Here is a 26,333-nt window from a genome sequence, read left to right on the forward strand (position 1 = left end):
ACCGGCACCGGCAACCATCCCGACCGGTGAGCGTCAGGGGTGGGTCATCCGGAGCAGGTCGAGGGCCTCGTCGAGTTGCTCGGCGGTGAGCTTGCCGTTGGCCACGTGCCCCCGGGCGATCACCACGTCCCGGATCGCCATCTCCTTGGCCAGCGCCTCCTTGGCGATCGAGGCGGCCTCGTCGTACCCGAGGTGGCGGTTGAGGGGGGTGACGATCGAGGGCGAGCCCTCGGCGTACGCGAGACAGACATCCGCGTTCGCGACCAGGCCGGCCACGCAGCGGTCGGCGAGCAGGCGACTCGACGCGGCCAGCAGCTTGATCGATTCCAGCAGGTTGCGGGCCATCACCGGGAGCATGACGTTCAGCTCGAAGTCGCCCTGCGAGCCGGCGAAGGCCACCGCCGCGTCGTTGCCGATGACCTGGGCGCAGACCTGCCGCACGGCCTCGGCGACGACCGGGTTCACCTTGCCCGGCATGATCGACGAGCCGGGCTGGAGGTCGGGGATGCGCAGCTCGCGCAGGCCGGCGCGGGGGCCGGAGCCCATCCACCGGATGTCGTTGGCGATCTTGTAGAGGCCGACGGCGATGGTGCGGAGCTGCCCGGACGTCTCCACCAGCGCGTCCCGCGCGCCCTGCGCCTCGAAGTGGTTGCGCGCCTCGCTCAGGGGCAGGCCGGTGGACTCGCGCAGCTTGGCGATCACGGCCGCAGCGAAGCCGAGCGGCGTGTTGATGCCGGTGCCGACGGCGGTGCCGCCCAGCGGCAGCTCGGCCAGCCGGGGCAGCGCCGTCTCCAGCCGCTCGACGCCGTAGCGGACCTGGGCGGCGTACCCGCCGAACTCCTGGCCGAGGGTGACGGGCGTGGCGTCCATCAGGTGGGTGCGGCCGGCCTTGACCACGGTCTCGAACTCGGCCGACTTGGTCTCCAGCGCACCGGCGAGGTGGGTCAGGGAGGGCAGCAGGTCCTCGACGATGAACTGCGTCGCCGCCAGGTGGATGGAGGACGGGAAGACGTCGTTGCTGGACTGCGAGGCGTTGACGTCGTCGTTGGGGTGCACGTCCCGGCCCAGCTCCCGGCTGGCCAGGGTGGCGATGACCTCGTTGGTGTTCATGTTCGACGAGGTGCCCGAGCCGGTCTGGAACACGTCGATGGGGAACTGGTCGTCGTAGCCGCCGTCAGCCACGTGCGCGGCGGCGGTGGCGATCGCGGCGGCCACCTCCGCGTCGATCACGCCCAACTCGCCGTTGACCTGCGCCGCCGCGCCCTTGATCTGGGCCAGGGCCTTGATCTGGGCCGGCTCGATGCCCCGGCCGGAGATCGGGAAGTTCTGCACCGCGCGCTGGGTCTGCGCCCGCCACAGCGCCTCGGCGGGCACCTCCACCTCGCCCATCGAGTCGCGTTCGATCCGGTAGCCCGCTGCCTCTGGAGTCGTCACGCACACCATCCTGCCCCGGCCGTCGCCGGCCCGCAGATGATCGCCCGCTCCGGCGGACGGGCGGGCCGAAAGTCGAGGGCGCAAAGACAGTCACGTAATTAAGATCATGGAATCGTCGCCTTCCACGAAAGGGCCTGACTTGCAGTTCAACGGGGGTTCCACCGGCGTTCGTTCCGGACGCCCGCGGCGCGCACCGCGCCGCGTGACCACCATCGGCCTCGCCGGCCTGCTCGCCGCCTCCGGCGCGCTGGTCGTGACCGCCGCGCCGGCCAGTGCCGGCGTGACCCGGTACGTCCTGCCCACCAGCGTCAGCTACACCGACGCCCGGCAGCCCACCGTCGCCTTCCCCACCACCGACGCCGACGTGCCCGTCGGCACGTGGCAGGCCGACGGGGTGAAGCACACCTCGCGGGCCTACTTCACCTTCGACCTCACCCCGTACCGGGGCAAGGAGGTCATCTTCGCCCAGGTCGTCACCGGGGAGTCCTCGGTCGCCGACTGCACGAAGCCGCGCGAGCTGGAGCTGTGGCGCACCGACACCCCGGCGGCCCCGCCCACCTGGAACACCGCGCCCGCCGTACGCGAGAAGGTCGGCGACGTCGGTCCCACCGCGCCCTGCCCGGCCGGCTACCTGGAGCTGGGCGTCACCGACGTGTTCCGGCAGGCCGTCGCCGACGGCCGCGACTCGCTCACGCTGATGGCCCGGATCGCCGGCGACCACGAGGGCAACAAGCACTTCGGGCGACGGATGGAGAAGCCGGGCGTCTCGCTGCAGGCGAACGGCGCGCCCGACGTGCCGGGCAAGCTGAGCGTCTCGGGCCGGGCCTGCGCCGACGGGCTGCTGGTCGGCACCACCACGCCGGTCCTCACCGCCGAGGTGACCGACCCGGACAAGCTGGAGCCGTACGCCGGGGACCAGGTGCGGGCCACCTTCGCCTGGTGGCCGGTCGACCGGCCCGCCGAGCGGACCGAGTGGACCTCCTCCGTCTGGTACGCCCCGGCCACGATCCCGTACACGCTGCCCGGCGGCCTGCTGGTCGACGGCGGCACGTACGCCTTCGCGGTCCGTGCCGCCGACGAGCACGCCGCCTCCGGCTGGTCGCCGGAGTGCCGGTTCACCGTGGACACGGTCCGCCCGCCCGCGCCCACGGTGGCCTCCGCCGACTACCCGGCCGACCCGGGCTTCCCCGGCCACGGCGGCCCGGGGATCGCCGGTGACTTCACCTTCACCAGCGCCGCCGACGACGTCGCCGGATTCTGGTACGGCCGCTCCGGCCTCACCACCTACGCCGCCGCCGGCCCAGGCGGCACCGCCACGGTCAGTTACGCCCCCGAGCGGTACGGCCCGGACTGGCTCTACGTGCAGGCCGTGGACCGCACGGGCAACCCCTCGCCGCAGACCCGCTACGAGTTCTGGGTGCGCAACACCGCCCCGACCGTCACCGACGGCAACCCCGACGGCTGGCTCGGGCAGCCGCGCGAGCTCACGTTCGCGCCGAACATGACGGACGTGGTCGAGTACGTCTGGTCGCTCAACGACGGCACCCAGCGGACCGTGGCGGCGGACGCTGCCGGGGCGGCCACGGTGACGGTCACGCCGACGGTGGTGCGCAACACGGTGCACGTGCGCAGCCGCACCCGCGACGGGGTGCTCTCCGGCGACGCCGGCTTCACGTTCTCCGTGCGCACCGCCCCATTCGTCACCTCCGAGGACTGGCCGTTCGACGGAACGCCGGGCGCGCCGGCCGGCACCGAGGGCAGCTTCACCTTCAAGCCGGCGATGGCCGACGTCACCGAGTACGTCTACGCGTTCGACTACGGCGACCCGCGCACCGTCGCCGCTGGCGCGGACGGCAGCGCGACCATCTCGTACACGCCGGCAGATGCGAGTCACCACACGATCGAGGTGTTCAGCCGGACCAGCGCCGGGGTGGAGTCCGACCCGATCGGCCTGGCGTTCTATCCCGCCTCGGTCGCGCCGACGGTGGCGTCCGAGGCGTACCCGCGCAACATGACCGGCGGCGGACCGGGCGTGCCCGGCACCTTCACCTTCGCCCCGCACCCCTCGGTCACCGGCGTCACCTCGTACGTCTACCAGTTCCGCGACGAGCCGGAGCGGACCGTGGCGGCGAACGCGGACGGCACCGCCAGCGTCGAGTGGACGCCGTCGGCGTACGACAACACGTACGGCGGCTGGGTGGAGCTGCGGGTACGGGCGCGCACGGCCGCCGGGGTGACCACGGACGCGCAGTACTACTCGTTCCGGGTCGACCCGCAGAGCCCGCTGGTCACCTCGGACGTGTTCGGCTGGCAGGGCGGTGCCGTGGTCGGGCAGACCGGCGAGTTCGTGTTCACCGCCCAGTTGCCGGGCACCACCGAGTTCGTCTACTCGTTCGACGACGGGGCGGAGGTCACCGTGGCGGCGGGCGCGGCCGGCACGGCCCGGGTGAGCTGGGCGGCGGACTCGCCGTACGGCCACAGCCTGACGGTGCGCAGCCGCACGGCGGCGGGGATCGTCTCCGGCCCGACGTACTACAGCATCTTCATCGACCCGAGCTGACCCACGCCGTACGCCGAAGGGGCGCCGGGCTCACGCCCGGCACCCCTTTCGCGTTCCCCGAGGATGGTCAGCCGTGGCACCGCACAAGGCCGCCGGAGCTGCGTGCTTACGAGTAGACGTCCTTGCGGTGCCCGACGTCGTGGATGGTCAACTCGTCGCCGTCGAGGCGGTAGAGGACGCGGTAGTCCCCGACCCGCAACCGACGCCCGGACCCATCGCGCATCTCGGTCGAGCTCTGCGGCACTGGGTCGGAAACCAGGCCGAGGATCGCGCTCAGGACGTCAGGAACACGTTGCGCGGCTGCTTGTGCAGCCAGACCAACACATCCCGGTCGATCTGAACCTTCACGCCGCGGCACCGCCGGCCCGGTCGGCCAACAGCGCTTCCACCTCGCGGGGATCAACCCCGAGCGACTCCAGAGCCGCCGACAGCGGCACGAACTGACCCTCGGCACGAGAACGAGCGATCACCGCCGAGTCCCTGCGGTCTCGGAAGGCCTCGATCTCCTCCCACTCGTCGATTCCGAGCAACACGGCCACGGGCCGCTCGTACTTGGTGATGATGACCGGTTCTCCGGTGCGCTCGACCCCGTCCAGCACTCGGCCCGCGCCATCGCGGAACTCTCGCAGGGTAATCTTCATCATGTACCAAACCGTACCATGCGGTACCGCATTGGAGAGGGCGACTCCACACCCTCCGAGAGGATCTGATCACTCAGCCTCGACCGGCAGTCAGCTGTGTGCCGCTCGGGCACTACGGCGCGGCGACTGTTGCGGCAATGGCCGCGTACTTGCGGTCCGGGCGGTCCGGGGACTGCTGCTGCAAGCGCTGAAGTTCGGTGAAACCAGCCTTTGCCAGGCGGGCAGAGAATGTGTCTACGGGCCAGCGGTATGCCGTGTGGACCTTGTGGTCGAACGCGGCCACATCGTCGTCGCTGTCGAAGAAGCCGATCACCAGGTTCCCGGAAGGAGGCAGCATCCGGCGGAACTCGGCGAGTACCGCATCCAGCTCCGATGGCGGTAGGTGGATGGTCGAATACCAGGAGAGAATGCCGGCCACCGAGTGGTCGGGAAGGTCCAGGTCCGTCATTGATCCGAGCTGGAACGCCGGCCCGGGAAAGTGGGTCCGGGCGTAGCCGATGAACTCAGGTACCAAGTCGACGCCGGTCACGTTGGCGCCGAGCGAATGCAGGTAGGCGCTCCAATGCCCGGGGCCGCAACCGAGATCGAGCACGGCGCCGTCCAAGCCGACGAGGTGGTCTCGGACAAGGGCCGTGTCATCCACGTGGGCCTGCCAGTCACCATCGAACAGGGCGATGTACTGCTCGGACATGCGCGAGTAGGCGTCGCGGACCGGCTGGTTGCTCACGGCGCCACTCTAAAGTCTGCCCGCGTTCCGCCCCGAACCCAGTACGCGTCCGGGTTGAGGTGGCACGTCCGGTACGGTGCCGGGGTGCTGCGCGCGGTGCCGGGCCTGGGTGGGCCGCTGACGGCTGAGTTCGAGGTCGGCTACGTCGGCGCCGAGGGATCGGAGGTCCGCACCTCCTTGATCGACTCGGCGGGGGTGCTGTTCGAGCTGGTCAAGCCGGTACGCGGCTTCCGCAGCCACGCGAACCGGGAGCCTTGATCGGACACGGGAGGTCCGACCCGATGAACAGTTTCCCTGACCGCCTCCAGCCGCCCCGCATCGGAAGGTGCGCCTCATGACGATCCTGGCGATCGGCCCGCGGAAGCTACCGGCTGGGGACACGGTGGAAGTGTGGTTCGACGCCGGCAGCAGCGCGACAGGGCAGCGCGTCATGGTCCCCGTGAAGCGGCTGGCCCTCTCCAACCAGGATCGCGGAGAGGGCGCGACGGCCCTGTACGAGTACGAGTCGCACGACCGCCGGAACTGACCCGAACACCCGACACCGAGGAGCCCCGGCCAGCCGACCGGGGCTCCTCGGTGTCCGATGGTCAGCGGCGGCCGACGGTGAGCACCGGCTTGGTGACCTCGGCGAAGAAGTCGTTGCCCTTGTCGTCGACGACGATGAAAGCCGGGAAGTCCTCCACCTCGATCTTCCAGACCGCCTCCATGCCCAGCTCCGCGTATTCGAGGACCTCGACGTGCCGGATGCAGTCCTGGGCGAGGCGGGCGGCGGGGCCGCCGATGGAGCCGAGGTAGAAGCCGCCGTGCTGCTGGCAGGAGCGGGTCACCTGGGCGGACCGGTTGCCCTTGGCGAGCATCACCATCGAGCCGCCGGCCGCCTGGAACTTCTCCACGTACGCGTCCATCCGGCCGGCGGTGGTCGGGCCGAACGAGCCGGAGGCGTACCCCTCGGGGGTCTTGGCAGGGCCGGCGTAGTAGACGGCGTGGTCGCGCAGGTACTGCGGCATCGGCTCGCCCGCGTCGAGCCGCTCGGCGATCTTGGCGTGCGCGATGTCCCGGGCGACGACGAGCGGGCCGGTCAGCGACAGCCGGGTCTTCACCGGGTATTTCGACAGCTCGGCGCGGATCTCGGCCATCGGCCGGTTGAGGTCGACGCGCACCACCTGTTCGGCGTCGAGGGTCTCGTCGGTGACGTCGGGCAGGTAGCGCGCCGGGTCGGTCTCCAGGCGCTCCAGCCACACGCCCGACGGGGTGATCTTGGCGACGGCCTGCCGGTCGGCGGAGCAGGACACGGCGATCGCCACCGGGCAGGACGCGCCGTGCCGGGGCAGCCGGACGACCCGCACGTCGTGGCAGAAGTAGCGCCCGCCGAACTGCGCCCCGATGCCGAAGTTGCGGGTCAGCTCCAGCACCTCCGCCTCCAGCTCCAGGTCGCGGAAGCCGTGCGCGGTCATCGAGCCCTGCGTCGGCAGGGCGTCGAGGTATTTCGCGGAGGCGTACTTGGCGGTCTTGAGGGCGTATTCGGCGCTGGTGCCGCCGATGACGATCGCCAGGTGGTACGGCGGGCAGGCGGCGGTGCCGATGAGCCGCAGCTTCTCCTCCAGGAACTGCATCATCCGCGTCGGGTTCAGCAGCGCCTTGGTCTCCTGGTAGAGGTACGACTTGTTGGCCGATCCGCCGCCCTTGGCCATGAACAGGAACTTGTACGCGTCGGGGTGCCCGTCCGGGTCCTCGGCGTAGAGCTCCACCTGCGCCGGCAGGTTGCTGCCCGTGTTGCGTTCCTCCCACATCGTCAGCGGGGCGAGCTGCGAGTAGCGCAGGTTGAGCTTCGTGTACGCCTGGTAGACGCCCCGGGAGATCGCCTCGGCGTCGCCGCCGTCGGTGAGCACGTGCCGGCCGCGCTTGCCCATCACGATGGCGGTGCCGGTGTCCTGGCACATCGGCAGCACCCCGCCGGCCGCGATGTTCGCGTTGCGCAGCAGGTCCAGCGCGACGAACCGGTCGTTCGGCGAGGCCGCCGGATCGTCGATGATCGCCCGGAGCTGGGCCAGGTGGGCGGGGCGCAGGAAGTGGGCGATGTCGTGCATCGCCTCGGCGGTCAGCGCGGTCAGCGCGGCCGGCTCCACGGTGAGGAACCGGCGCCCGCCCGGACCGTTGACGACGTCGACACCCTCGTCGGTGACCAGGCGATACTCGGTCTGGTCGGGACCGGTCGGCAGCAAGGGAGCGTAGGAGAACGCGGCGGCACTGCTCATGAGCGGAAAGCCTAGGGCAGACCGGTCGATCGCTCGCACCCGACGGGGGCCTGAAGGGACCTCGCTCTCAGCACCCCGGCCGGACCGCGCTCAACGGCCCGGCTCCACGCCGCTCAGCACAGCTCCCGCTTCGGGCCGCAGCGGTCCTCGTCGGCCGGCCCGTCGCCGCTGCCCGGCGCGTCGTCGCCGGGGTCGCCGCCGCTGCTGCCGGGGCCGGGAACCCCGGCGTCGCCGCCGGGCGCGGTCCCGCTGCCGCCCGCGCCGAAGCGGACGTACCCGATCTCGCGGCCCTCGCCGATGACCATGCCCGCCGGGCCCACGGCCAGGGCGTTGGCCGAGGTCCGCAGCACCAACAGCTCCTTTCCGGTACGCGGGTCCAGCGCGATCAGCCGGTTCGGCTTCTCCTGCGTGAGCACCGCCGCGTACGGGGTGAGCGTCGCGCCGTTCTTCTCGCCGGTGGGCCGGGTCCACCGGGTGCGGTCCGCGCCCAGCTCCCGGGCGACGATGGAGCGCTTGTCGGCGGTACGCAGCAGCGCGTACCGGTCGTCGACGGCGATCAGCTTCTGCCCCTCGTCGTTGACCTGGAGCAGCCGCCCGTCGTACCCGTCGATGACCGCCTCGCGGCCGTCCGGGGCCACGCCGATCAGCACGTTCCGCGCGCCCTGCGGGTCCTCCCGCTGCACACAGCCGGCGCTGTCGGCGGTGCGCAGGTTGATCCCGGTGCGCCGCCACACCTGCTTGCCCGTGGTCGGGTCGTGCGCGGTGAGGGTGAACGCGCACGCGCCGTCCCGGCCGACCGCGCTGATCCGCAGCATCCGGCCGCCGACCACGGCGAGCCGCTCGTCGCGGCCGGGCTCGACGTTCTGGAGCACCCGGCCGGTGGCGGTGTCCACCACGTGCACCCGGCCGTCGACGGGGAAGCCGAGCAGCGGCGGGACCGGCTCCGGCCCGGCCGCCCCGGCGTCGATCCGGTTGGCGGTGAGCCGGCGGGTGCCGAGCAGGTCGGGGTTGTCGGCGAAGAGGCCGGTGCTGACGCCGGGCAGGAACGCCGTCCACAGCGGCGCGGTGCCGCGCGGGTCCCAGGCGCTGAGCGTGCAGTCGGTCGCCTCGACGCAGTGGGCGTCGAGCAGCAGGTTCCGGTACGTCCACACGGCCACCGCGTCGCCGTCGCGGCGGCGGGTCGCGCCGGTGGTGGGGTCGAGCACCTCGTACCCCTTGACCAGGAGCTTGCCCACGGCGACGACGGGGTCGCGGTCCCCGCCGGCCACGGCGGCCCAGTCGGCCTTGCGGTCCCACAGCTGCGCGCCGGTGGCGAGGCTGCGCGCCTCGACCCGGGTGCGTTGCTCGACGATCACGGTGTCGCCGGCGATGGTGACGCTCTTCGGGGTGCCGCCGACGCGCTGCTGCCAGATGACGTCGGGCTCGGAGATGGGCTCGCTGCGGTCGACCCAGTCCCACACGCCCGGCCACGGGTTCCACACGCCGGCCACGGCGAGGACGACCACCGTGACGAGGCCGAGCAGGAACCAGCCACGCATCCTGAGGCCGCCCACCTTCGCCACACCGGACACGGTAACGACGATCACCGCCGCGCCGAGTGCCGGTGCGGCCGTGTCGCGGCGCTTTCTCGGTGACCGGCGTGTTAAAAGGGGGCCCTTCCTCGACAAAAGGCGTTAGGAGGGGGCCCTTCCTTCTCCCCGGGCGGCGGAGCGGACCAGGGGGAGCGTCCGGTACGGGATCTGCTGGGCGAGCGCGATGATCGTCGACGCCCGCCGGATCCCCTCGTACGCCACGATCTGGTCGATGACCCGCTGGAGGTCGGCGTTGGAGCGGGCGACGATCCGGCAGAGCAGGTCGCTGGAGCCGGTGATGGTGTGCGCCTCCAGCACCTCGGGGATCGCCGCGAGGTGGGCGGTCACCGGGTCGTGCCCGAGCCGCTGGCTGATCTCCAGGGTGACGAAGCTGGTCACCGCGAAGCCGATCGCGGCCGGGGAGATGTCCGGCCCGAAACCGCCGATCACCCCCCGGTCGACGAGCTTGTCGAGGCGGGCCTGGACGGTGCCCCGGGCCACCCCGAGCCGCCGGGAGCACTCCAGCACCCCGATCCGGGGTTCCTCGGCGAAGAGTTCGATCAGTCGCGCGTCCAGCTCGTCGAGCTGGACATCCTGCACAGCGGTCACGGGTGACGACCATACCGAATGCGCAACCTGACCAGGGACAAGCGCAACTGTTGCCCAACCGAATCCGCTCCGGCGATGCTTCCTGGACAACCAGCCCACGGCGGCCCACGAGGCCGGCCGGTACGCGAGGGAGGCCACCGTGACCCAGGCGATCGACCGACCCAAGCCCACCGAGGACATCGACGTCGACCGGCTCGTCGGCGCCGTCGACCACGACATCAGCCGCGACCCGTTCCCGGTCAAGGCGCTCGACCACGTCCACTTCATGGTCGGCAACGCCAAGCAGGCCGCGCACTACTACTCGACGGCGTTCGGCATGACCTGCGTGGCGTACCGGGGGCCGGAGCAGGGCTTCCGCGACCACGCCGAGTACGTGCTGACCAGCGGCTCGGCCCGGTTCGTGCTGACCGGCGCGGTGCGCCCCGACGCCCCCGGCGCGGAGCACGTGAAAAAGCACAGCGACGGCGTGGTGGACATCGCGCTGGAGGTGCCCGACGTCGACGCCGCGTACGCCCACGCCGTCGCCCAGGGCGCGACCGGCCTGGTCGAGCCGCACGACGTCGGCGACTCCCACGGCACCGTGCGGATGGCGACCATCGCCGCGTACGGCGACACCCGGCACACCCTGGTCGACCGGTCCCGCTACACCGGGCCGTTCCTGCCCGGCTTCGTGGCCCGCGGCCCGATCGTGGACCGGCAGCCGATGATCGACGCCGGCCTCCAGCCGAAGCGCTTCTTCCAGGCCGTCGACCACGTGGTCGGCAACGTGGAGCTGGGCCGGATGGACGAGTGGGTCGACTTCTACAAGCGGGTGATGGGCTTCTCCAACATGGCGGAGTTCGTCGGCGACGACATCGCCACCGACTACTCGGCGCTGATGAGCAAGGTCGTCGCCAACGGCACCCGCAAGGTCAAGTTCCCGCTCAACGAGCCGGCCGTGGCCCGCAAGAAGTCGCAGATCGACGAGTACCTGGAGTTCTACCAGGGCCCGGGGGCCCAGCACATCGCCGTGGCCACCAACGACATCGTGGCCAGCGTCGACGCGATGCGCGCGGCCGGCGTCGAGTTCCTGGACACCCCGGACTCGTACTACGACGACCCGGAGCTGCGCGCCCGGATCGGCCGGGTGCGGGTGCCGATCGAGGAGCTGAAGGCCCGCAAGATCCTGGTCGACCGGGACGAGGACGGCTACCTGCTGCAGATCTTCACCAAGCCGGTGCAGGACCGCCCGACCGTGTTCTTCGAGCTGATCGAGCGGCACGGCTCGCTCGGCTTCGGCAAGGGCAACTTCAAGGCCCTGTTCGAGGCCATCGAGCGGGAGCAGGAGAAGCGGGGAAACCTGTAGCCACCTGCGACACTGTCGAGCGTGACCCAGCCTCCGACGTACCCGACGCCGCCGGCCGGCGGGCAGCCGCCCGCCGGTGGCGTCGCGCCGCCCGCCGCCCCGGTTCCGCCGGGGTACGCCGTCCCGGCGCAGCCCGGCCCCACCGGCTACGCCCCGCCCGGCGGTTGGGCCCCGCCGGGGACGTGGACCCCGCCGGGCGGTTACGCCCCACCACCGGCCGGGTGGGCCCCGCCGCGCCCCGGGCACCCGCCGGTGCCGGTCGGCCCCGGCGGGCAGCCGCTGGCCAGCTTCGGCGACCGCCTGCTGGCCTTCCTGATCGACAGCGCCGTCGCCGGTGTGGTCGGCCTGACGCTGTTCCTGCCGGCAATGATGTACGTCTGGTTCACCGTGTTCGACCAGTTCACCCGGACCGAGCCGGTCGACAGGCTCCTGGGATACCACCCCAAGTCGTTCCTGACCGACCTCATGCTGCCGCTGCTCCTGGCCGAGCTGGGGCTGGTCGTGCTGATGCTCGGGCTCTACTGGCTCTACCACGTCGAATACCTGTGCCGGTCCGGGCAGACGCTGGGCAAGAAGGTGATGAAGCTCCGGGTCGTCCCGCTCGACCCGACCCGGACGCTCGACCGCGGCATGGCCGGGCGGCGCTACCTCGTGCAGTTCGTCGCCGCCACGGTGGTGCCCGGGTTCAACTACCTCGACGGGTTCTGGCAGCTCGGGGACAAGCCCTGGCAGCAGTGCCTCCACGACAAGTTCGCCGCGACGGTCGTCGTTAAGGTTGCTCCGTGAGCGTGCAACCAGGCTGGTACGTCGACCCCGCCGATCCCGACACCAGGAGGTACTGGGACGGTGAGGGCTGGATCGGCGCGCCGATCCCCGTCGACGCCACCCCGCCGGAGGGGCCGCCCCCGGTCGAGCCCCCGCCGCCGGCCAGTCCCGCACCCGGCCAGGGCGGTCCGGCCGCGCCGACGACCACCGGCAGCGTCCCCGCTCCGGCCGGTGGGCCCGGCGCGCCGCCCGCCCCGGGCCCGTTCCCCGGCTGGCCGGGGACCGGCCAGCAGCCGCACCCCGGCCAGCAGCCGGGCCCCGTCGGCGGCCCGCCTTACGGCCCGCCCGGCGGGATCCCCGGCCCGCCGGGGGCACCCGGGCAGGGGTACCCGCCCGGGTGGGCGTACCCGGGGTGGCCGGGGCGTCCGCCCGTGCCCCGCCCGCACGGGCTGCCGCTGGCCTCCTTCGGTGCCCGGTTCGTCGCCCGGCTGATCGACTTCGGCGCGGTGTTCCTGCTCAACGCCGTCGTCAACGGCTGGTTCGTCTACCGGTACGTCGAGGAGGTCACCCCCTACTTCCGCGAGGTGCTGCGCCGGAGCATGGCCGGCGACACGTCCACCGATGGGCTGCCGCAGCCCGGCGAGCAGGCCGGCGGGCTCCAGGTCGCCATCCTGCTGATCGCCACCGCCCTCTGGTTCGCGTACGAGGTGCCGGCGATGGCCGGCAACGGGCAGACCCTCGGCAAGCGGCTGCTCGGCGTACGGGCCGTGCCGGTCGAGGCCGACCAGCCGCTCGGCTTCGGGCGGGCGCTGCGCCGGTGGAGCACGCTGGGCCTGCCCACCCTGCTCTGGTACTGCTGCGGCTTCGGCCTGCTGCTCCAGCTCGTGGACGCCGTCTCGCCGCTGTTCGACCACCCGCTGCGGCAGGCGCTGCACGACAAGCGCGCGCAGACCGTGGTGGTCCGGCTGCCGCCGCGCACCCCCGCCGCCGGCGGCGCCCCGTCGGGCGGTCCCGCCGAGCCGGCCGACGACCCCACCACCCCCGCCACCCCTTCGGGAGACAAGCCATGACCGACACCGGACGTCACGAGCCACCGCTGCGGCTGACCCGCGCCGACCTCGACGCGCTGCCCAACTACGTGCCCGGCCGCAGCCCCGCCGACCTGGCCCGCGAGCTGGGCCTGCCGGAGGCGATCAAGCTGGCCAGCAACGAGGTGCCGTACGGGCCGCTGCCCGGCGTGGTGGAGGCGGTCGCCGAGGCGGTAGCCGGCTCGCACCGGTACCCGGACATGGGCGTGGTGGCGCTGCGCCAGGCGCTCGCCGAGCGGCACGGGGTGCACCCCGACCGGATCGCCACCGGCTGCGGGTCGGTGGCGCTGGCCGAGCACCTGGTGCGGGCCACCTGCCTGCCCGGCGACGAACTGCTCTACTCGTGGCGGTCGTTCGAGGCGTACCCGATCATCGCGGCCACCAGCGGCGCGACCAGCGTGCGGGTGCCCAACGACGCCGGGCACGGGCACGACCTCGACGCGATGGCCGCGGCGGTGACCGACCGGACCAGGATGGTGCTGGTCTGCAACCCCAACAACCCGACCGGCACCGCCGTACGCAAGGCGGAGCTGGACCGGTTCCTCGACGCCGTCGGCGAGGACGTGCTGGTGGTCATCGACGAGGCGTACCGGGAGTTCGTCACCGACGCCGAGGTGCCGGACGGCCTGGCCTACCTCGACCGGCCGAACGTGGTGGTGCTGCGCACCCTGTCGAAGGCGTGGGGGCTGGCGGGCCTGCGGATCGGCTTCCTCGTCGCCGCGCCCGAGGTGGCCGCCGCCGTGCGCAAGGTGGTCACCCCGTTCTCCACCAGCATGGCCGCCCAGGCCGGCGCGCTCGCCGCCCTCGCGCAGGCCGACGAGGTGCAGCGGCGCTGCGCGCTGGTCGTCGCCGAGCGGGACCGGGTCACCGAGGCGCTGCGCAAGTTCGTCCCGGACGTGCCGGCCAGCCAGGCCAACTTCGTGTGGCTGCCGCTGGGCGACCGGGCGGTCGGGTTCGGCAAGGCGTGCGAGGCGCGCGGCGTGATCGTCCGGCCGTTCCCGGGCGACGGGGTGCGGGTCACCATCGGCACCCCGGCCGAGAACGACGCGTTCCTCGCCGCCGCGGAGTCCGCCCTGGCCTGAGCCGCCCCGGCCCGAACCGAGCCGCCCGATCAGGGTGGCGGCGGGGATCTCATGCCCCCCGGGGGCGGCGTCGGCGGGCGAGGGTCAGGGCCAGGCCCAGGAGCACGCTGGCCGCGCCGACGGCCAGCGGCCACGCCGCCCCCCACGCTCCGCCGGTGACCGGCAGCCGGCCCGGCCGCGAGGGGGCTGGCTGCCCTGACGGGGCCGGCCCGGTCCCGCTGGGCGACGGTCCCGGCTGCGGCGAGGTCGGCCCGCCCGTGGGGGTGCCCGTCGGCGGCGGCACGGTGGGCTGCGTCGGGCCCGGGAGCACCTGGAAGCCGACCACGGTGCCGGCGGACGGTCCGGGGGGCGGTTGCGGCGGGGCCGCGGCGACGGGCACGGCCCGGGGCAGCGCTTCGGGCGCGCCGTCCGCCGACTGGCCGGCACCGGCGAGGGCGGCCACCAGCAGGGCAGCCAAGGCGCCGCCCAGGACTCGCGGTGCGGCTGCGGAGCCGATATGGCCGGGCATGGGGGGAAGGTAACCCTTCCGACGCCGGCAGCGATGAGGGTTCGCGGAAGCCCACCCGCCCGTAGTCCGGCTATGGACGACCAACTCCAGGCTTTTGTCCCGTTTTAAACCCTTAAGACACTCTTGTCGCTAACGTCCATCCTGGCTCGTGGGCCCTCGACCACGACGGTCCGCACCAACCGAGCAAGGGATGAGAGAGCATGCGTACTCGCACGATCCTGGCCGCGACCGCCGCGGCCGCCACCGCCGCCCTGGTCGCCTCGCCGGCGCTGGCCGCGCCGACCGACACCACCACTGTCACCTTCGACGTCCTCGCCGGAACCCTCGACATCGACGCGCCCGCCACGGCCAACCTCGGCTCCGGCGCGCCGGGCACCACGATCACCGGGCAGCTCGGCACCGTGACCGTGTCCGACACCCGGGCCACGGGCGCCGACGCCTCGTGGACGGCGTCGGTGACCTCGACCGACTTCACCACCGGCACCGCCACCGCCACCGAGACCGTCCCCGCCACCGCCGTCGACTACTGGTCGGGCCCGGCGACGGCCACCAGCGGCACCGGCACCTTCACCGAGGGGCAGACCGCCTCCGGCAACGCCGTGCCGCTGGACAACACCACACCGGTCACCGCGTTCACCCACACCGGCGGCACCGGCATCAACTCGGCCTCCTGGAACCCGACCCTCGAGGTCAACGTGCCGTCGGCCAACCAGTCCGGCACCTACACCGGGACGGTGACACATTCGGTCGCCTGAGCCGCTGATCCGCCTCGCGGCCTGGTCGGCCGCGGTGCTGCTCTGCGCCGCCGGTCCGGGCGTCCCTGCCCGGGCCGGCGCGCCGGCCGCGGAGCCCGACAGTCGCGCGATCGGGATCCAACTGCTGGAGGCACCCGTTGCCCGGCACGACGACCCCCGGGCGTTGCGCTACATCGTCGACCACCTGCCCCCCGGCAGCACGATCAAGCGGAAGATCAGCGTCGTCAACCACTCCGCCGAGCGCCGCCGCCTCGACCTGTACGCGGCCGGCGCTGACGTCGCCGACGGCAAGTTCCGGTTCGCCGAGGGCCGCACGGCCAACGAGCTGAGCGGCTGGATCACCCTCGACGAGGGCTCGGTCACCCTCGACCCGCAGGAGAGCGCCCGGTTCACCGCGACCGTGCGGGTGCCCCGGGAGGCGTCGGCCGGCGAGCGCTACGGGGTCGTCTGGGCGTCCACGGTTCCCGCCCGGGACACCTCGGCCAACGTCAACATCGTCCACCGGGTCGGTGTCCGGGTCTACCTCGACGTGGGGGCGGGCGGCGAGCCGCCGTCCGACTTCACCATCGGCGACGTCGTGCCGGCCCGGGACGGCGAGGGCCGGCCCTCCGTCGACGTCGCGGTCCGCAACACCGGCGGGCGCGCCCTGGACATGGGTGGCAGTGCCACGCTCTCCGACGGCCCGGGCGGGGTCCGGGCCGGCCCGTTCGACGTCGTCCAGGGCACGACGCTGGCCGCGGGCGAGGCCGGCAGCGTGCGGGTGCTCTTCCCCGCGGAGCTGGCCGACGGCCCGTGGCGGATCGCCCTGGACCTGGAGAGCGGCAAGGTCAGACGCAGCGCCAGCGGCACGATCACCTTTCCCGAGCCCGGCCAGGCCGGCAGGCGGGCCCCCCTGTTCGACCGCCTCGCCCGGAGCTGGTGGCTCCGTGCCGGGGCCCTCGTCGCCGCGGCGGCGGCGATTGCCGGAGTCGCCCTGCTGGTCCGCCGGCTCCGTCGGCGGCGGCGGGCGGTCGTCGAACCGGCCGTTCACCGGGGCCGTCAGGTGGCGGCGAGCAGCACCGGCTCGGACATCAGGAAGTAGCGCTGGTCGTCGGCGTCCGGGGCGACCGGCTCGCGCAGCCGCTCCACCGCCACGTAGCCGCCGCCCGCGTACGCCAGGCCGGCGGCCCAGCCGATGCCGTCGCGGCCCACCTCCAGCCGGAAGCGGGAGCGCTGCGCGCCGGTCCTCGGGTCGAGGGTGACCAGGTCCCGGGTCTCGGTGAGCAGGTGCACCCGGCCGGGCTGGACGGCCAGGATCCGGGCCGGGCCGAGGTCGGCGCGCCGCCACAGCTCCTCGCCGGTGCGGGCCGACCGCGCGGTCACCACCCCGCCGGCCGTGCCGACGACGCGCTCGCCGTCCAGCTCCGTGCCGGCCGCGTCCAGGCCCGGGGCGGCGACCGGGTCGGCGGTGCCGACCAGCCAGCCGCGGCCCGCCCCGTCGGCGAAGCCCTCGGTGTGCAGGCCCCGGCACCGGGAGCGGGGGCTCACGCAGCCGACCGGGGTGACGGTGAGGTCGGCGGTGGCCCCGGTCGGCGTCAGGCGAACCGTCGGCGTGCCGGTGGCCACGTCGCGGAACTCGACGGCCACCGGGGCGGCGCACCGGTCGACGGCGACGAGCTGCCCCGCCGACGTGGTGGCCACGTCGTCGCGGCATCCGCCGTCCACGTCGACCGACCAGAGCCGCCGGCCGTCGGCGAGCGCGAAGCCGGCGACCCGCTCCGGGCCGGCGACCACCAGCACGGGCCGGCCGTCGGCGGCGCGGGCGAGGAACAGCCCCGGCGGGGCCCACACGGTGCCGGCCCCGGTGCGGCGGGCGGTCCAGCCGGCGGCGGGCTCCGGGCCGTCGGACTGCCAGGCCACCCGTCCGGTACGCGCGTCCAGCGCCACCAGCTTCCCGTCCGACCAGCGGCTGACGACCGTGGTCGCATCCGCCACCACCCCGCTGACCTCCGCCGGCCAGCGCCGGTACGACCAGTACGGGGTGACCCGGTTGCGGGAGTCGGCGGGCTGGTCGGCGTACACCTGGCGGGTGGCGGCGTAGACGCGGAGCCGGCCGTCCACGATCAGCGGGGCCGCCGGCAGCCGGCCCACCACGCCGATCGCCGGGGTGGCCGTGGCCGGGTAGGCGGCGCGGGCGGGGGTCTCCACCTCGGCCGGCGCGAGCACCCGGTGGACGACGAAGGCGACCGCCGCGACGCCGACCAGCGCCGCGAGTGTCATCGCGACGCCCCGCCGTCCCTTCGCCACAGTCATGCCGCACCTCCGCCCGGCACCCTACCGAGGCCGGCCCGCCCCGGTGCCGGCCGGCACCCGGCCCGGCGCACCGGCCCGGCGCGCTTTCAGGCCGCCTCGGCCTGGGTCGGTGGGTGGGCGGCGCGGGAGAGGTCGGCGAGGTCGCGACGGAAGGTGCCCTCGACCGTGCGGGCGGCCAGGCCGCCGAAGAGCAGGGCCAGCACCCGACCGTACGGCGCCGTGGCGACCGCCTCCTGCGCGACGGTGACGGCGGTGCAGGCCCGGCGGCGGCGCTGGACGGTGCGCAGGACCCAGGTGGTGCGGTAGGACACGCCGATGCCCGGCGAGGCGAGCACCAGCCGCCGGGGCGGAACGCACTCCACCACGACGAACTCCTCGGCCTGGGTGCCCCCGTCCGGCCGGGTGCGGGTCTCCCGCCAGGCCGTGCCGGGGGCGAGCGGGCCGGGGGTGAGCAGCTCGACCCCGCCGACCGTGCGGAGCCAGTCGGCGCGGACCGGCAGGTCGACGAGGAGCCGCCAGAGGTCGACGGCGGGCGCCTCGATGAACTCGGTGACCGTGACCGTCGACATGACACCTCCCGTGTCGTCCACGGTACGGCCGGTGAGCGCGCGGTGGGGCCCCAGCGGCGGAACTTCCGCCGCTGGTGGCCGATCCGGGGGTGACGGGCACCCCGGGGTCAGGGTCAGGCCAGGAAACGCCCGACCCGGATCGCGTCGACGAACGCGGTCCAGCCCGGCGGGCTGACGGTCAGCGCCGGGCCCGCCGGGTCCTTGGAGTCGCGTACGGCGACGACTCCGGCGCTGCTGACGAGGTTGTCCGCCACCTCGACGCACAGCCCCTGGTCGTTCGAGCGGCTGCTGGTGCGCCAGACGGCACCCGCAAGATCGATCATGTTCATTGCCTCCACTCCGTTGGGACGTCCCACGACGGCCGGGCGGCACCACCCGGAGCCGCCGGCCGGGTTCCGCCACGCGGGGAACCCGGCTCGATCAACGAGCGGGGTCAGGCACCGGTCGCACCTGATGTGCGACCGCGGTTCCCCGGCTGTCACCGGGTGGAGGCCGCCGGTCCGGACGGCCCGGACGAAGGGCGCGGCGGGGTCGGCGGGCGGAACGGACGGCGGGGCGCTGACGGGGTCAGCGGGCGGGGCGGATCGTGCCGCTCACCTCGCCGAGGGCGATCGTGGTGCCGTCGGGGCCCGGCGCGGTGGCGGTGACGGTGACCGTGTCGCCGTCGGCCAGGAAGGTGCGCTCCGCCCCGCCGACCGTGACCGGCTCCGCGCCGCCCCAGGTCAGCTCCAGGAACGAGCCGACCTGGTCCCGCCGGGGGCCGGAGACGGTGCCGGAGGCGTACAGGTCGCCGGTGCGCAGGGACGCGCCGTTGACGGTGAGATGCGCCAACTGCTGGGCGGGCGTCCAGTACATGGTGGCGAACGGCGGCTCGCTGACCCGCTCGCCGTTCCACTCCACGGCCAGCCGCAGGTCCAGCCCCACGTGCGGCACGTCCCGCAGGTACTCCGCGACCGGCGGGTCCTGCTCGGGGGCGGGCACGAACGCGTCGGCGAGCGCGTCCAGCGGGGTCACCCAGGCCGACACGGAGGTGGCGAAGGACTTGCCGAGGAACGGGCCGAGCGGCTGGTACTCCCAGGCCTGGATGTCCCGCGCCGACCAGTCGTTGACCAGCACCACCCCGAAGACGTGGTCGGCGAAGTCGGCCACTCCGACCGGCTCGCCGAGCACGCTGGGCACGCCGACGACGAAGCCCACCTCGGCCTCGATGTCGAGGCGCACGGACGGCCCGCAGACCGGCCCGTCCGGGGTGGCCCGCTGCCCGGTGGGGCGCACGACCGGCGTGCCGGACACCACCACGGTGCCGGCCCGGCCGTGGTAGCCGATCGGCAGGTGCTTCCAGTTGGGCAGCAGCGGCGGCTGGCCGGGGCGGAAGATCTGCCCGACGTTGCCCGCGTGGTGCTCCGAGGAGTAGAAGTCGACGTAGTCGGCCACCTCGAACGGCAGCAGCAGCTCGGCCTCGGCCAGCGGCACCAGCAGCGGCTCGACGGCCGGCCGGTGGGCGGGGTCGGTGAGCAGCTCGGTCACCCGCTGCCGGACGGCGGTCCACTGCGGCCGCCCCAGCGCCAGGAACGCGTTGAGCGTGGACCGGCCCAGCGCGCCGGCGGCCAGCACCAGCCCGGCCGCCTCGGCCGCGCCCAGGTCGAGCACGAACTCCCCGATCCGTACGCCGACACGGGGGTCGCCCCCGCCGGTGCGGAACACCCCGTACGGCAGGTTGCGCACCCCGTACGCCGAGCCCTCGGCACCCGTCACCCAGGTCATGCCCCGTGTCCCCCGTCACCGTCGTGTCCTGCGTTCACGTCGTCTCCCCCGCTCCCGTCGTGTCCTGCGTCGACCAGGCCCAGCCGGATCAGGTCGGTCAGTGGTTCGGTGATGCTGCACGAGCCGTACCCCACCCACAGCGGCCGGTCGGCGGCGCGGGCGGCCCGGGCCCGCTCGACCAGCGGCACCGGGTCGGTGGTGGCGAGCACGGCGGCCACCTCGTCCACCTCGGCCCCGTCGGCGGCGGCGAGGGTCGCGGCGAGCACGTTGCCGAAGCCGTGGTGGGTGAAGCCGGTCTCCGGGTCGCGGTGCCGCACGGCGTGGTGCAGCCCGGCGGTCAGCTTGAACGGCAGCGCCCGGTCCCGGCAGGCGCAGATCACGGCGGCCAGCTCGACCGGGGTGGGGAACAGCTCGGCGGCCAGCCCGCCGGTGCGGAACTTCGCCGCGACCGGCACCCCGTCGGCGCGGGCGGCGGCGACCGCGTCGAGCGCCCCCATCAGCCCGAACGTCAGCGGCAGCTCGGCGTGGACGTCGAACCCGCCGGACCGCCCGGCCAGGCCCAGCAGCGCGGTCAGGCCGGGCAGGGGGTCCTCGCCGCGCTTGGCGACGGCCACCTCGACCTGGCGGGCGGTGACGCCGGCCGGCAGGGCGGCCAGCGCGGCGGGCAGCCCGTCGATCCCGGTGTCGCCGATCAGCCCGACCACGAGGCTCGACCCGACCCCGGGGCCGTCTGCGGCGCTGTCGCCGGCGGACGCGGCGGGGCCGGCCGGGCCATCCGGCGCGTCGACCAGTTCTCGGGCCAGCTCGCCGGAGACGACCGCCGAGGCGGGCACGAGCAGCGGGCCGACCAGGTCGGCGTACCAGGAGTCGCGGTGCCGACGGTGCGCGGCGAGCGCGTCGGGCAGCGCCGCACTGCCGGGCGGGAAGACGGCGGCGTCGTCGACGAGGCCGGCGAGGAGGTGTGGCACGTGCGTTGACACGGAACAAGAACTTACGGGACGCTACAAGGAACGGACAACAGCGTCCGGTTATCGGACGCGAGCGGCCGGTGAACGGGACGATGGCCGGTGAACGCGCCCATGCTCGGGTGAACGCGACGAATCGGGAGGCGACATGCCGTACTACCGCAGCGTCGGCGACGTGCCCCGCAAGCGGCACACCCAGTTCCGCCAGCCCGACGGCACCCTCTACGCCGAGGAGCTGATGGGCCAGGAGGGCTTCTCCGCCGACTCGTCCCTGCTCTACCACCGGCACGCCCCCACCGCGATCGTCGCCGCCGAGGCGTACGACCCGCCGGCCGTCACCCGCGTGCCCAACCTGCCGCTCAAGCCCCGCCACCTGCGCACCCACCAGCTCGACCACACCGGGGCCGACCCGATCCTCGGCCGGCGCTACCTCCTCGCCAACGACGACGTGCGCATCGCGTACGTGTCGGCCGACCGGCCGTCCCCGCTGTTCCGTGACGCCACCGGCGACCACTGCCTCTACCTGGAGTCCGGGGCGCTGCGGGTCGAGTCACCGTTCGGCGCGCTCGACGCGGTGGCCGGCGACTACGTCATCATCCCGACGTCGACCATCCACCGGCTCGTCCCCACCGGCGACGAGCCGGCCCGGCTGCTGGCCATCGAGGCCGCCGGGCACGTCGGCCCGCCCAAGCGCTACCTGTCGGTGCGCGGCCAGTTCCTGGAGCACTCGCCCTACTGCGAGCGCGACGTCCGCGGGCCGGACGCCCCGCTGCTCGTCGACGGCTCCGACGTCGAGGTCCTGGTCCGGCACCGGCGCGGTTGGACGAGGTACGTCTACGCGCACCACCCGTTCGACGTCGTCGGCTGGGACGGCCACCTCTACCCGTGGGCGTTCTCCATCCACGACTTCGAGCCGATCACCGGCCGCATCCACCAGCCGCCGCCCGTGCACCAGACGTTCCAGGGCCCCAACTTCGTGATCTGCTCGTTCGTGCCCCGCAAGGTCGACTACCACCCCGACGCCATCCCGGTGCCCTACCACCACCACAACGTCGACTCCGACGAGATGCTGTTCTACACCGGCGGCAACTACGAGGCCCGGCGCGGCTCCGGCATCGGGCAGGGCTCCATCTCCCTGCACCCGTCCGGCTTCACCCACGGCCCCCAGCCCGGCGCGGCCGAGCGCTCGATCGGCGTCGACTTCTTCGACGAGCTGGCCGTCATGGTCGACACGTTCCGCCCCCTCGACCTGTGCGCCGCGGCGGACGAGTGCGAGGACCCCGCGTACGCCTGGACCTGGGCCCGACCCGCTGCCCCTCCGGCCGGCTAGGACGCCACGACCACGGAGGCGTCGACCCGGCGGGCGGGCCCGCCGGTCAGCTCCGGCACCGTCGTCGAGACCCGCCCGTACCGCCCCGACCGGACGGCCCGCCCGAGGGCGACGAGCGCCGCGGCCACCGGCGCCGGTGTCCCTGCCCCGACCAGCCGGTCCCGGTACGCGTCGTCGTCGACGTGGACGACCTCGACGGGCCGGCCGAGGCGCGCCCCGAGCAGCCCGGCCAGGTGGACGGCGGTGAGGGCCTCGGGGCCGGTCACGTCGAGCGTCCGCCCCGCGAGGCCACCGGCCGGCTCCGGCCCGGCGGTCAGCACGGCGGCGGCCACGGCCGCGCAGTCGTCCCGGGCCACGTACGCCACCGCGCCGTCCCCCGCGTTCGTCACGTGCCGACCGGTGGACACGGCGGGGGCCAGCAGCTCCGCGACCCCCGAGGCGTAGATCGCGTTGCGCAGGACCGTCCACGGGAGCCCACAGCCGCGGAGGTGTTCCTCGGTGGCCCGGTGGGCGGAGTTGAGCAGCTCCGGCGGCCCGTCGCAGGCCACCAGGGAGGTGTAGACGACGTGCCCCACCCCGGCGGCCACCGCCGCGTCGATGGCCGCCCGGTGCTGGGCGATCCGCCGCGCGGGCTCCCACGCGTCCGTACTCACGATCAGCAGTCGGTCGATCCCGGCGAGGGCCGCCGGAAGCCCCGCCGGCTCGTCGAAGTCGACCCGCCGTGCCTCGACGCGCTCCGGTGCCGCCCGGCCCGCCCCGGCCAGGGCCGCGCCCGGATCGCGGGTCAGCGCCACGACCCGGTGCCCCGCCCCGGCCAGCATCCGCACCGTGCGGCCCCCGAGCCCGCCGGACGCCCCCGTCACCCCAACGATCATCTGATCCCGCTCCGCTCTGCTCTGCTCTGCTCACGAACGTGGCCTCGCCCGTCTTGGGAAAGGCGGTTGCCGCCCCCATCCTGGACAGCGAGGATCGATCGCGGAAGACGGCACATCCGCCTGCCTCAGGCACACCGGAGTAACCGATGACGACGCCCCCGCCGGGTGCCCGGCTGGCCCAGGAGCTGGCCCTCCCGCCCGACGTCCGGGTGACGGAGGCGATGCGCGAGCACTGCCCGCTCCGCGACACCCTGGACCGCATCGGCGATCGCTGGACGGTGATCGTCGTGGTGCTGCTGCGCGGCGGCCCGCGCCGGTTCAGCGATCTCCAGCGCGCCACCGAGGGCATCAGCCGACGGATGCTGACCCACACCCTGCGCAACCTGGAACGCGACGGCCTGGTCACCCGCACCGTGCACCCGTGCGTGCCGCCCCGGGTCGACTACGCCCTCACCGACGAGGGCCACAGCCTCACCGGCCCGCTCACCGGCCTGCTGCACTGGTCGATGCGCCACCACGACCACGTCCGCAGTTCCCGGCAGGCATACGACAGTTCCCGGCAGGAGCCCGAGGCGGGCGGGCCGCCCGGGTAACTCGGTGGACCGGCCCGCCCCGCATCGGCCATCGTGACCGGGTGAGCGGGGACGGATTGTCGGACGCCGAGCGGCGGGTGTGGGCGGCGCTGCCCGACGACGTACGCGAGACCTTGGAAACCCTGCCGGCGGCGGACCTGACCACGCTCCTGCTCTCCCTGGCCCGGACGCGGGCCGCGCGGGTGCGGCCCGCCGAGGTGCTGCGCCGCTGGCGGGAGGACCGGTTCGTCCGCCCCGCCGACGGCGACCCGCGCGCGAGCGCCGCCGTGCAGGCGCTGCTGTGGGAGCTGCTGCCCGCCGAGGTGGCGGGCGTGGAGCTGTCCCCCGTCGCGCCACTGGGCACCTGCGCGGCGGTCAGCCCGGGGAGCCAGGACCGCATCGTCACGGCCATCCGCCCGGTGGAGGTCGTCAGCGACCCCACCAACGCGCTGGCCGTCGAGGCCGCCGACCGGCGACGACGTGGGAACGGGCGGGGCGCGGTGCACCTCGCGGCCAGCCACCGGGTGCTGCGGGCGCAGCGGTTCGGCGCGGGGATGCAGGCACACTTCCGGCTCTTCGCGCTGGTGTCCAGCGCCCGCGACACCGGCTCGGGCCGCACCCAGGCCCGGCTGCTGGCGCTGCACCTCGGCTACTGGCAGCGGGTCCTCGCCCGCCTGGCGCCGTCCGCCGCGCCGACGCTGCGGTTCACCGTCCTCGACTCCCCCGTGCTGCGGGAACGCCTCGACGACACGGTCCGGCCCGCCCTCGCGGCCGGCGGCGTGCCGCTCACCGAGGAACCCGAGCGCACCCGTGGCCGGGGCTACTACGTCGACGCCGCGCTGCGGATCATCGCGACGCCCGGCGGCGAGTCCGTCGAGCTCGGCGACGGCGGCTTCACCACCTGGACGGCCCAGCTCACCAACGACGCCAAGGAACGCTGCCTGACCTCCTGCATCTCGACAGACCGCCTGACCGCCCTCGCCACGGGCTAGCCGAGACGGACAGCGACCACATCAGGGTTCGCCGGGGCCCGCCCGCGCAGGGATCAAGCCGGACCGCCCGGAGCGGGCGGGCCCCGGCGAAACCCACCCCGCGCACAACGCTCAGCGCACCGTCCGGGAGAACACCGCCAACTCCGCCACCGCCGCCACCGCGATCGCCGCCACGAGCGGCCACGGCGTCCCCACCGCCGCGTAGACCAGCAACAGCACCGGCCCGGCGGCCACCGCGTACACCGCCAGGGCCAGCGACCGGTCCGAACGCAGCAGCCCGGGCAGCACCGTACGGGTCAGCCCCGGCACCCGCGCCGCGAGCAGCCAGCCCAGCACCGCCCCGCTCACCGCCACCAGCACCGCGAGGAACCTCGACGGGCCGGACGACGACGTCCCGGCCGCCGCGACCGCCACCAGCACGGCACCCACGAGGGTCCAGCCCGCCCCGTACAGCACGAGCCGGCGCAGGTCGTCGACGACGCCCCGGGGCCTGTCGGGCGCGACCGGGGCCGCCTGGACGGCCGGCACGCTCTCCGCCAGCTCCGCGAGCGCCGCCGCGTACCAGCGTCGTTCCAGCCTGACGATTCCCGGCTCGTCGCCGGCCCGGTCCAGCTCCGGGTCGAGCCGCAGCGCCTCCCGGTACGCCCGCTCGGCCAGGTCGTACAGCCGCAGCCGGGCGGCGACCAGGGCGAGCACCAGGTGCGCCTGGGACTCCTCCGGGGCCAGCTCGACGCCCCGCCAGGCGGCGTTGAGGGCCGGCTGCCCGTTGCGGGAGCCGGACAGGATCGCGGCGGCGCTGCGCTGGGCGTACGCGTCGTCTGCGGCGGCGAGCAACCGGCCCGCGGTGCCGGCCGCCTCGGCGTACTCGCCCTGCTCGACCAGAGCCAGCCCGCGGGCGACGAGCGGGGCGACGGCGTCCGGGGCGAGGGCCAGGGCCGCCTCGGCGGCGGCGCGCGCCTCGGCGGGGCGGCCGGCGGCCAGGTGCACCCGGGCGAGGGTGGTCAGCGCGTCGGCGTTCGCCGGCTCCAGGGCGAGGGCGAGGCCGACCTCCCCGGCGGCCTCGTCGTACCGTCCGAGGTCGGCCAGGAGTTGGGCGCGCTGGAGGTATCCCTCGGCGGTGGCGTCGCTCGACATCGGGCGACCCTACGCGGGCGGGACCGGGTGGACCAGGGCCACCGCGATGCCGGCGAGCCCCTCGCCGCGCCCGGTGAAGCCGAGCCCGTCGGTGGTGGCGGCGGAGACGGTCACCGGCGCGCCGACCGCCTCGGAGAGCACCGCCTCCGCCTCGGCGCGACGCGGCCCGATCTTCGGCCGGTTGCCGACGACCTGCACGGAGACGTTGCCGATCTCGAAGCCGGCCGCCCGGACCCGGCGGGCGGTCTCGGTGAGCAGCGCCACCCCGGGCGCGCCCGCCCACTCGGGCTCGGCCACGCCGAAGTTGGCGCCGAGGTCGCCGAGGCCGGCGGCGGAGAGCAGCGCGTTGCAGGCGGCGTGCGCGACCACGTCGGCGTCGGAGTGCCCGGCCAGGCCGTCCTGGTCGGGCCAGAGCAGGCCGGCCAGCCAGCAGGGTCGGCCCGCCTCGAAGGCGTGCACGTCGGTGCCGATGGCCACCCGAGGAACGATCATGAACCGAG

General features: G+C 74.2%; 27 protein-coding genes and 1 pseudogene. 12 read left to right on the forward strand and 16 right to left on the reverse strand.

Translation table 11 applies throughout. The features are described from left to right. Positions 1-33 precede the first annotated feature (33 nt). Entirely contained in the window at positions 34-1,443 is a 1,410-nt protein-coding gene (locus LPA42_RS28520; RefSeq protein ID WP_198956603.1) for a class II fumarate hydratase, read from the reverse strand. A 193-nt stretch (positions 1,444-1,636) separates the two neighbouring features. Between LPA42_RS28520 and LPA42_RS28525 the strand changes: the two genes are divergently transcribed. Continuing rightward, positions 1,637-3,994: a hypothetical protein gene (locus LPA42_RS28525; RefSeq protein WP_077938068.1), complete on the forward strand. Its 2,358-nt coding sequence runs from the start codon at positions 1,637-1,639 to the stop codon at positions 3,992-3,994. Between the two features lie 106 nt (positions 3,995-4,100). Here LPA42_RS28525 and LPA42_RS28530 read toward each other — a convergent pair. The 3 genes and pseudogenes from LPA42_RS28530 to LPA42_RS28540 form a co-directional block, all read right to left on the reverse strand. Next, a pseudogene (locus tag LPA42_RS28530) lies at positions 4,101-4,342 on the reverse strand (type II toxin-antitoxin system RelE/ParE family toxin). Then, positions 4,339-4,638 (reverse strand): type II toxin-antitoxin system Phd/YefM family antitoxin, encoded by a 300-nt coding sequence (locus LPA42_RS28535; RefSeq protein WP_176734164.1) that lies wholly within the window; start codon positions 4,636-4,638, stop codon positions 4,339-4,341. Before LPA42_RS28535 ends, LPA42_RS28530 begins: the two are co-directional and overlap by 4 nt. Before the next feature lie 109 nt (positions 4,639-4,747). Further along, positions 4,748-5,362 carry a class I SAM-dependent methyltransferase gene (locus LPA42_RS28540; protein WP_198956602.1) on the reverse strand — a complete coding sequence of 205 codons (615 nt, stop codon included), beginning with the start codon at positions 5,360-5,362 and terminating at the stop codon, positions 4,748-4,750. A gap of 54 nt (positions 5,363-5,416) precedes the next feature. Between LPA42_RS28540 and LPA42_RS28545 the strand changes: the two genes are divergently transcribed. Both LPA42_RS28545 and LPA42_RS28550 read left to right on the forward strand, forming a co-directional pair. Then, complete coding sequence (locus tag LPA42_RS28545) at positions 5,417-5,620, forward strand: hypothetical protein (protein WP_228986990.1); 204 nt, start codon at positions 5,417-5,419, stop codon at positions 5,618-5,620. Positions 5,621-5,696: 76 nt separating this feature from the next. Further along, positions 5,697-5,888, forward strand: coding sequence for a hypothetical protein (locus tag LPA42_RS28550; RefSeq protein ID WP_077938067.1), 192 nt, complete (start codon positions 5,697-5,699; stop codon positions 5,886-5,888). Positions 5,889-5,949: 61 nt separating this feature from the next. Here LPA42_RS28550 and LPA42_RS28555 read toward each other — a convergent pair whose 3' ends face one another. The 3 genes from LPA42_RS28555 to LPA42_RS28565 all read right to left on the reverse strand — a co-directional run bounded on the left by LPA42_RS28555 (position 5,950) and on the right by LPA42_RS28565 (position 9,797). Continuing rightward, positions 5,950-7,617, reverse strand: coding sequence for a fumarate hydratase (locus tag LPA42_RS28555; RefSeq protein ID WP_077938066.1), 1,668 nt, complete (start codon positions 7,615-7,617; stop codon positions 5,950-5,952). Positions 7,618-7,730: 113 nt separating this feature from the next. Next, the gene (locus LPA42_RS28560) at positions 7,731-9,155 is read right to left on the reverse strand and encodes a PQQ-binding-like beta-propeller repeat protein (RefSeq protein WP_077938072.1); all 1,425 of its coding nucleotides are present in this window, start codon (positions 9,153-9,155) and stop codon (positions 7,731-7,733) included. A 135-nt stretch (positions 9,156-9,290) separates the two neighbouring features. Continuing rightward, on the reverse strand, positions 9,291-9,797 hold the full coding sequence (locus LPA42_RS28565) for an Lrp/AsnC family transcriptional regulator (RefSeq protein ID WP_043965086.1): 507 nt from the start codon (positions 9,795-9,797) through the stop codon (positions 9,291-9,293). A gap of 139 nt (positions 9,798-9,936) precedes the next feature. Between LPA42_RS28565 and hppD the strand changes: the two genes are divergently transcribed. From hppD to hisC, 4 genes are read left to right on the forward strand one after another with little or no spacing between them, the layout of a single operon-like run. Further along, positions 9,937-11,142, forward strand: coding sequence for a 4-hydroxyphenylpyruvate dioxygenase (hppD, locus tag LPA42_RS28570; RefSeq protein ID WP_077938065.1), 1,206 nt, complete (start codon positions 9,937-9,939; stop codon positions 11,140-11,142). Between the two features lie 21 nt (positions 11,143-11,163). Beyond that, positions 11,164-11,928: an RDD family protein gene (locus LPA42_RS28580; RefSeq protein ID WP_077938064.1), complete on the forward strand. Its 765-nt coding sequence runs from the start codon at positions 11,164-11,166 to the stop codon at positions 11,926-11,928. After that, the gene (locus tag LPA42_RS28585; protein ID WP_228986991.1) at positions 11,925-12,977 is read left to right on the forward strand and encodes an RDD family protein; all 1,053 of its coding nucleotides are present in this window, start codon (positions 11,925-11,927) and stop codon (positions 12,975-12,977) included. The genes LPA42_RS28580 and LPA42_RS28585 overlap by 4 nt, the downstream gene beginning before the upstream one ends. Next, on the forward strand, positions 12,974-14,077 hold the full coding sequence (gene hisC / locus LPA42_RS28590) for a histidinol-phosphate transaminase (protein WP_077938063.1): 1,104 nt from the start codon (positions 12,974-12,976) through the stop codon (positions 14,075-14,077). Before LPA42_RS28585 ends, hisC begins: the two co-directional genes overlap by 4 nt. A 49-nt stretch (positions 14,078-14,126) precedes the next feature. Here the strand turns inward: hisC and LPA42_RS28595 are convergent, their stop codons facing one another. After that, complete coding sequence (locus tag LPA42_RS28595) at positions 14,127-14,585, reverse strand: hypothetical protein (RefSeq protein ID WP_228986992.1); 459 nt, start codon at positions 14,583-14,585, stop codon at positions 14,127-14,129. Positions 14,586-14,785: 200 nt separating this feature from the next. Here LPA42_RS28595 and LPA42_RS28600 point away from each other — a divergent pair, with 200 nt between their 5' ends. Both LPA42_RS28600 and LPA42_RS28605 read left to right on the forward strand, forming a co-directional pair. After that, a complete protein-coding gene (locus tag LPA42_RS28600; protein WP_077938061.1) occupies positions 14,786-15,340 on the forward strand; it encodes a hypothetical protein in 555 nt (184 codons plus the stop codon). Positions 15,341-15,374: 34 nt separating this feature from the next. Further along, positions 15,375-16,421, forward strand: coding sequence for a peptidase (locus LPA42_RS28605; protein ID WP_144082673.1), 1,047 nt, complete (start codon positions 15,375-15,377; stop codon positions 16,419-16,421). Here the strand turns inward: LPA42_RS28605 and LPA42_RS28610 are convergent. The 5 genes from LPA42_RS28610 to LPA42_RS28630 all read right to left on the reverse strand — a co-directional run bounded on the left by LPA42_RS28610 (position 16,379) and on the right by LPA42_RS28630 (position 20,945). Next, positions 16,379-17,632: a PQQ-binding-like beta-propeller repeat protein gene (locus LPA42_RS28610; RefSeq protein WP_077938060.1), complete on the reverse strand. Its 1,254-nt coding sequence runs from the start codon at positions 17,630-17,632 to the stop codon at positions 16,379-16,381. The two genes, LPA42_RS28605 and LPA42_RS28610, sit on opposite strands and share 43 nt — an antisense overlap. An 86-nt stretch (positions 17,633-17,718) precedes the next feature. Next, entirely contained in the window at positions 17,719-18,201 is a 483-nt protein-coding gene (locus tag LPA42_RS28615; protein WP_077938059.1) for an SRPBCC family protein, read from the reverse strand. 113 nt (positions 18,202-18,314) lie between these two features. After that, on the reverse strand, positions 18,315-18,524 hold the full coding sequence (locus tag LPA42_RS28620) for a DUF397 domain-containing protein (RefSeq protein ID WP_043966409.1): 210 nt from the start codon (positions 18,522-18,524) through the stop codon (positions 18,315-18,317). 244 nt (positions 18,525-18,768) lie between these two features. After that, positions 18,769-19,965: a fumarylacetoacetase gene (gene fahA, locus LPA42_RS28625; protein ID WP_077938058.1), complete on the reverse strand. Its 1,197-nt coding sequence runs from the start codon at positions 19,963-19,965 to the stop codon at positions 18,769-18,771. After that, complete coding sequence (locus tag LPA42_RS28630) at positions 19,962-20,945, reverse strand: hypothetical protein (protein WP_077938057.1); 984 nt, start codon at positions 20,943-20,945, stop codon at positions 19,962-19,964. The genes fahA and LPA42_RS28630 overlap by 4 nt, the downstream gene beginning before the upstream one ends. Before the next feature lie 133 nt (positions 20,946-21,078). Here LPA42_RS28630 and LPA42_RS28635 point away from each other — a divergent pair, with 133 nt between their 5' ends. Further along, positions 21,079-22,260: a homogentisate 1,2-dioxygenase gene (locus LPA42_RS28635; protein WP_077938056.1), complete on the forward strand. Its 1,182-nt coding sequence runs from the start codon at positions 21,079-21,081 to the stop codon at positions 22,258-22,260. On the opposite strand, the gene LPA42_RS28640 is transcribed toward LPA42_RS28635, so the two are convergent. Beyond that, positions 22,257-23,135: an NmrA family NAD(P)-binding protein gene (locus LPA42_RS28640; protein WP_228986993.1), complete on the reverse strand. Its 879-nt coding sequence runs from the start codon at positions 23,133-23,135 to the stop codon at positions 22,257-22,259. The genes LPA42_RS28635 and LPA42_RS28640 overlap by 4 nt on opposite strands. A 146-nt stretch (positions 23,136-23,281) precedes the next feature. On the opposite strand from LPA42_RS28640, the gene LPA42_RS28645 reads away from it, so the two are divergent. Then, on the forward strand, positions 23,282-23,728 hold the full coding sequence (locus tag LPA42_RS28645) for a helix-turn-helix domain-containing protein (RefSeq protein WP_228986994.1): 447 nt from the start codon (positions 23,282-23,284) through the stop codon (positions 23,726-23,728). A 41-nt stretch (positions 23,729-23,769) separates the two neighbouring features. Next, complete coding sequence (locus LPA42_RS28650; protein WP_228986995.1) at positions 23,770-24,699, forward strand: hypothetical protein; 930 nt, start codon at positions 23,770-23,772, stop codon at positions 24,697-24,699. 111 nt (positions 24,700-24,810) lie between these two features. Here the strand turns inward: LPA42_RS28650 and LPA42_RS28655 are convergent, their stop codons facing one another. After that, positions 24,811-25,833 (reverse strand): tetratricopeptide repeat protein, encoded by a 1,023-nt coding sequence (locus tag LPA42_RS28655; protein ID WP_077938052.1) that lies wholly within the window; start codon positions 25,831-25,833, stop codon positions 24,811-24,813. Positions 25,834-25,842: 9 nt separating this feature from the next. Then, positions 25,843-26,325, reverse strand: coding sequence for a 2-C-methyl-D-erythritol 2,4-cyclodiphosphate synthase (ispF, locus tag LPA42_RS28660; RefSeq protein ID WP_043965064.1), 483 nt, complete (start codon positions 26,323-26,325; stop codon positions 25,843-25,845). Positions 26,326-26,333: the final 8 nt, after the last annotated feature.

The organism is Micromonospora sp. DH13, from assembly GCF_020873825.1.
Taxonomy (GTDB): Bacteria; Actinomycetota; Actinomycetes; order Mycobacteriales; family Micromonosporaceae; genus Micromonospora; species Micromonospora haikouensis.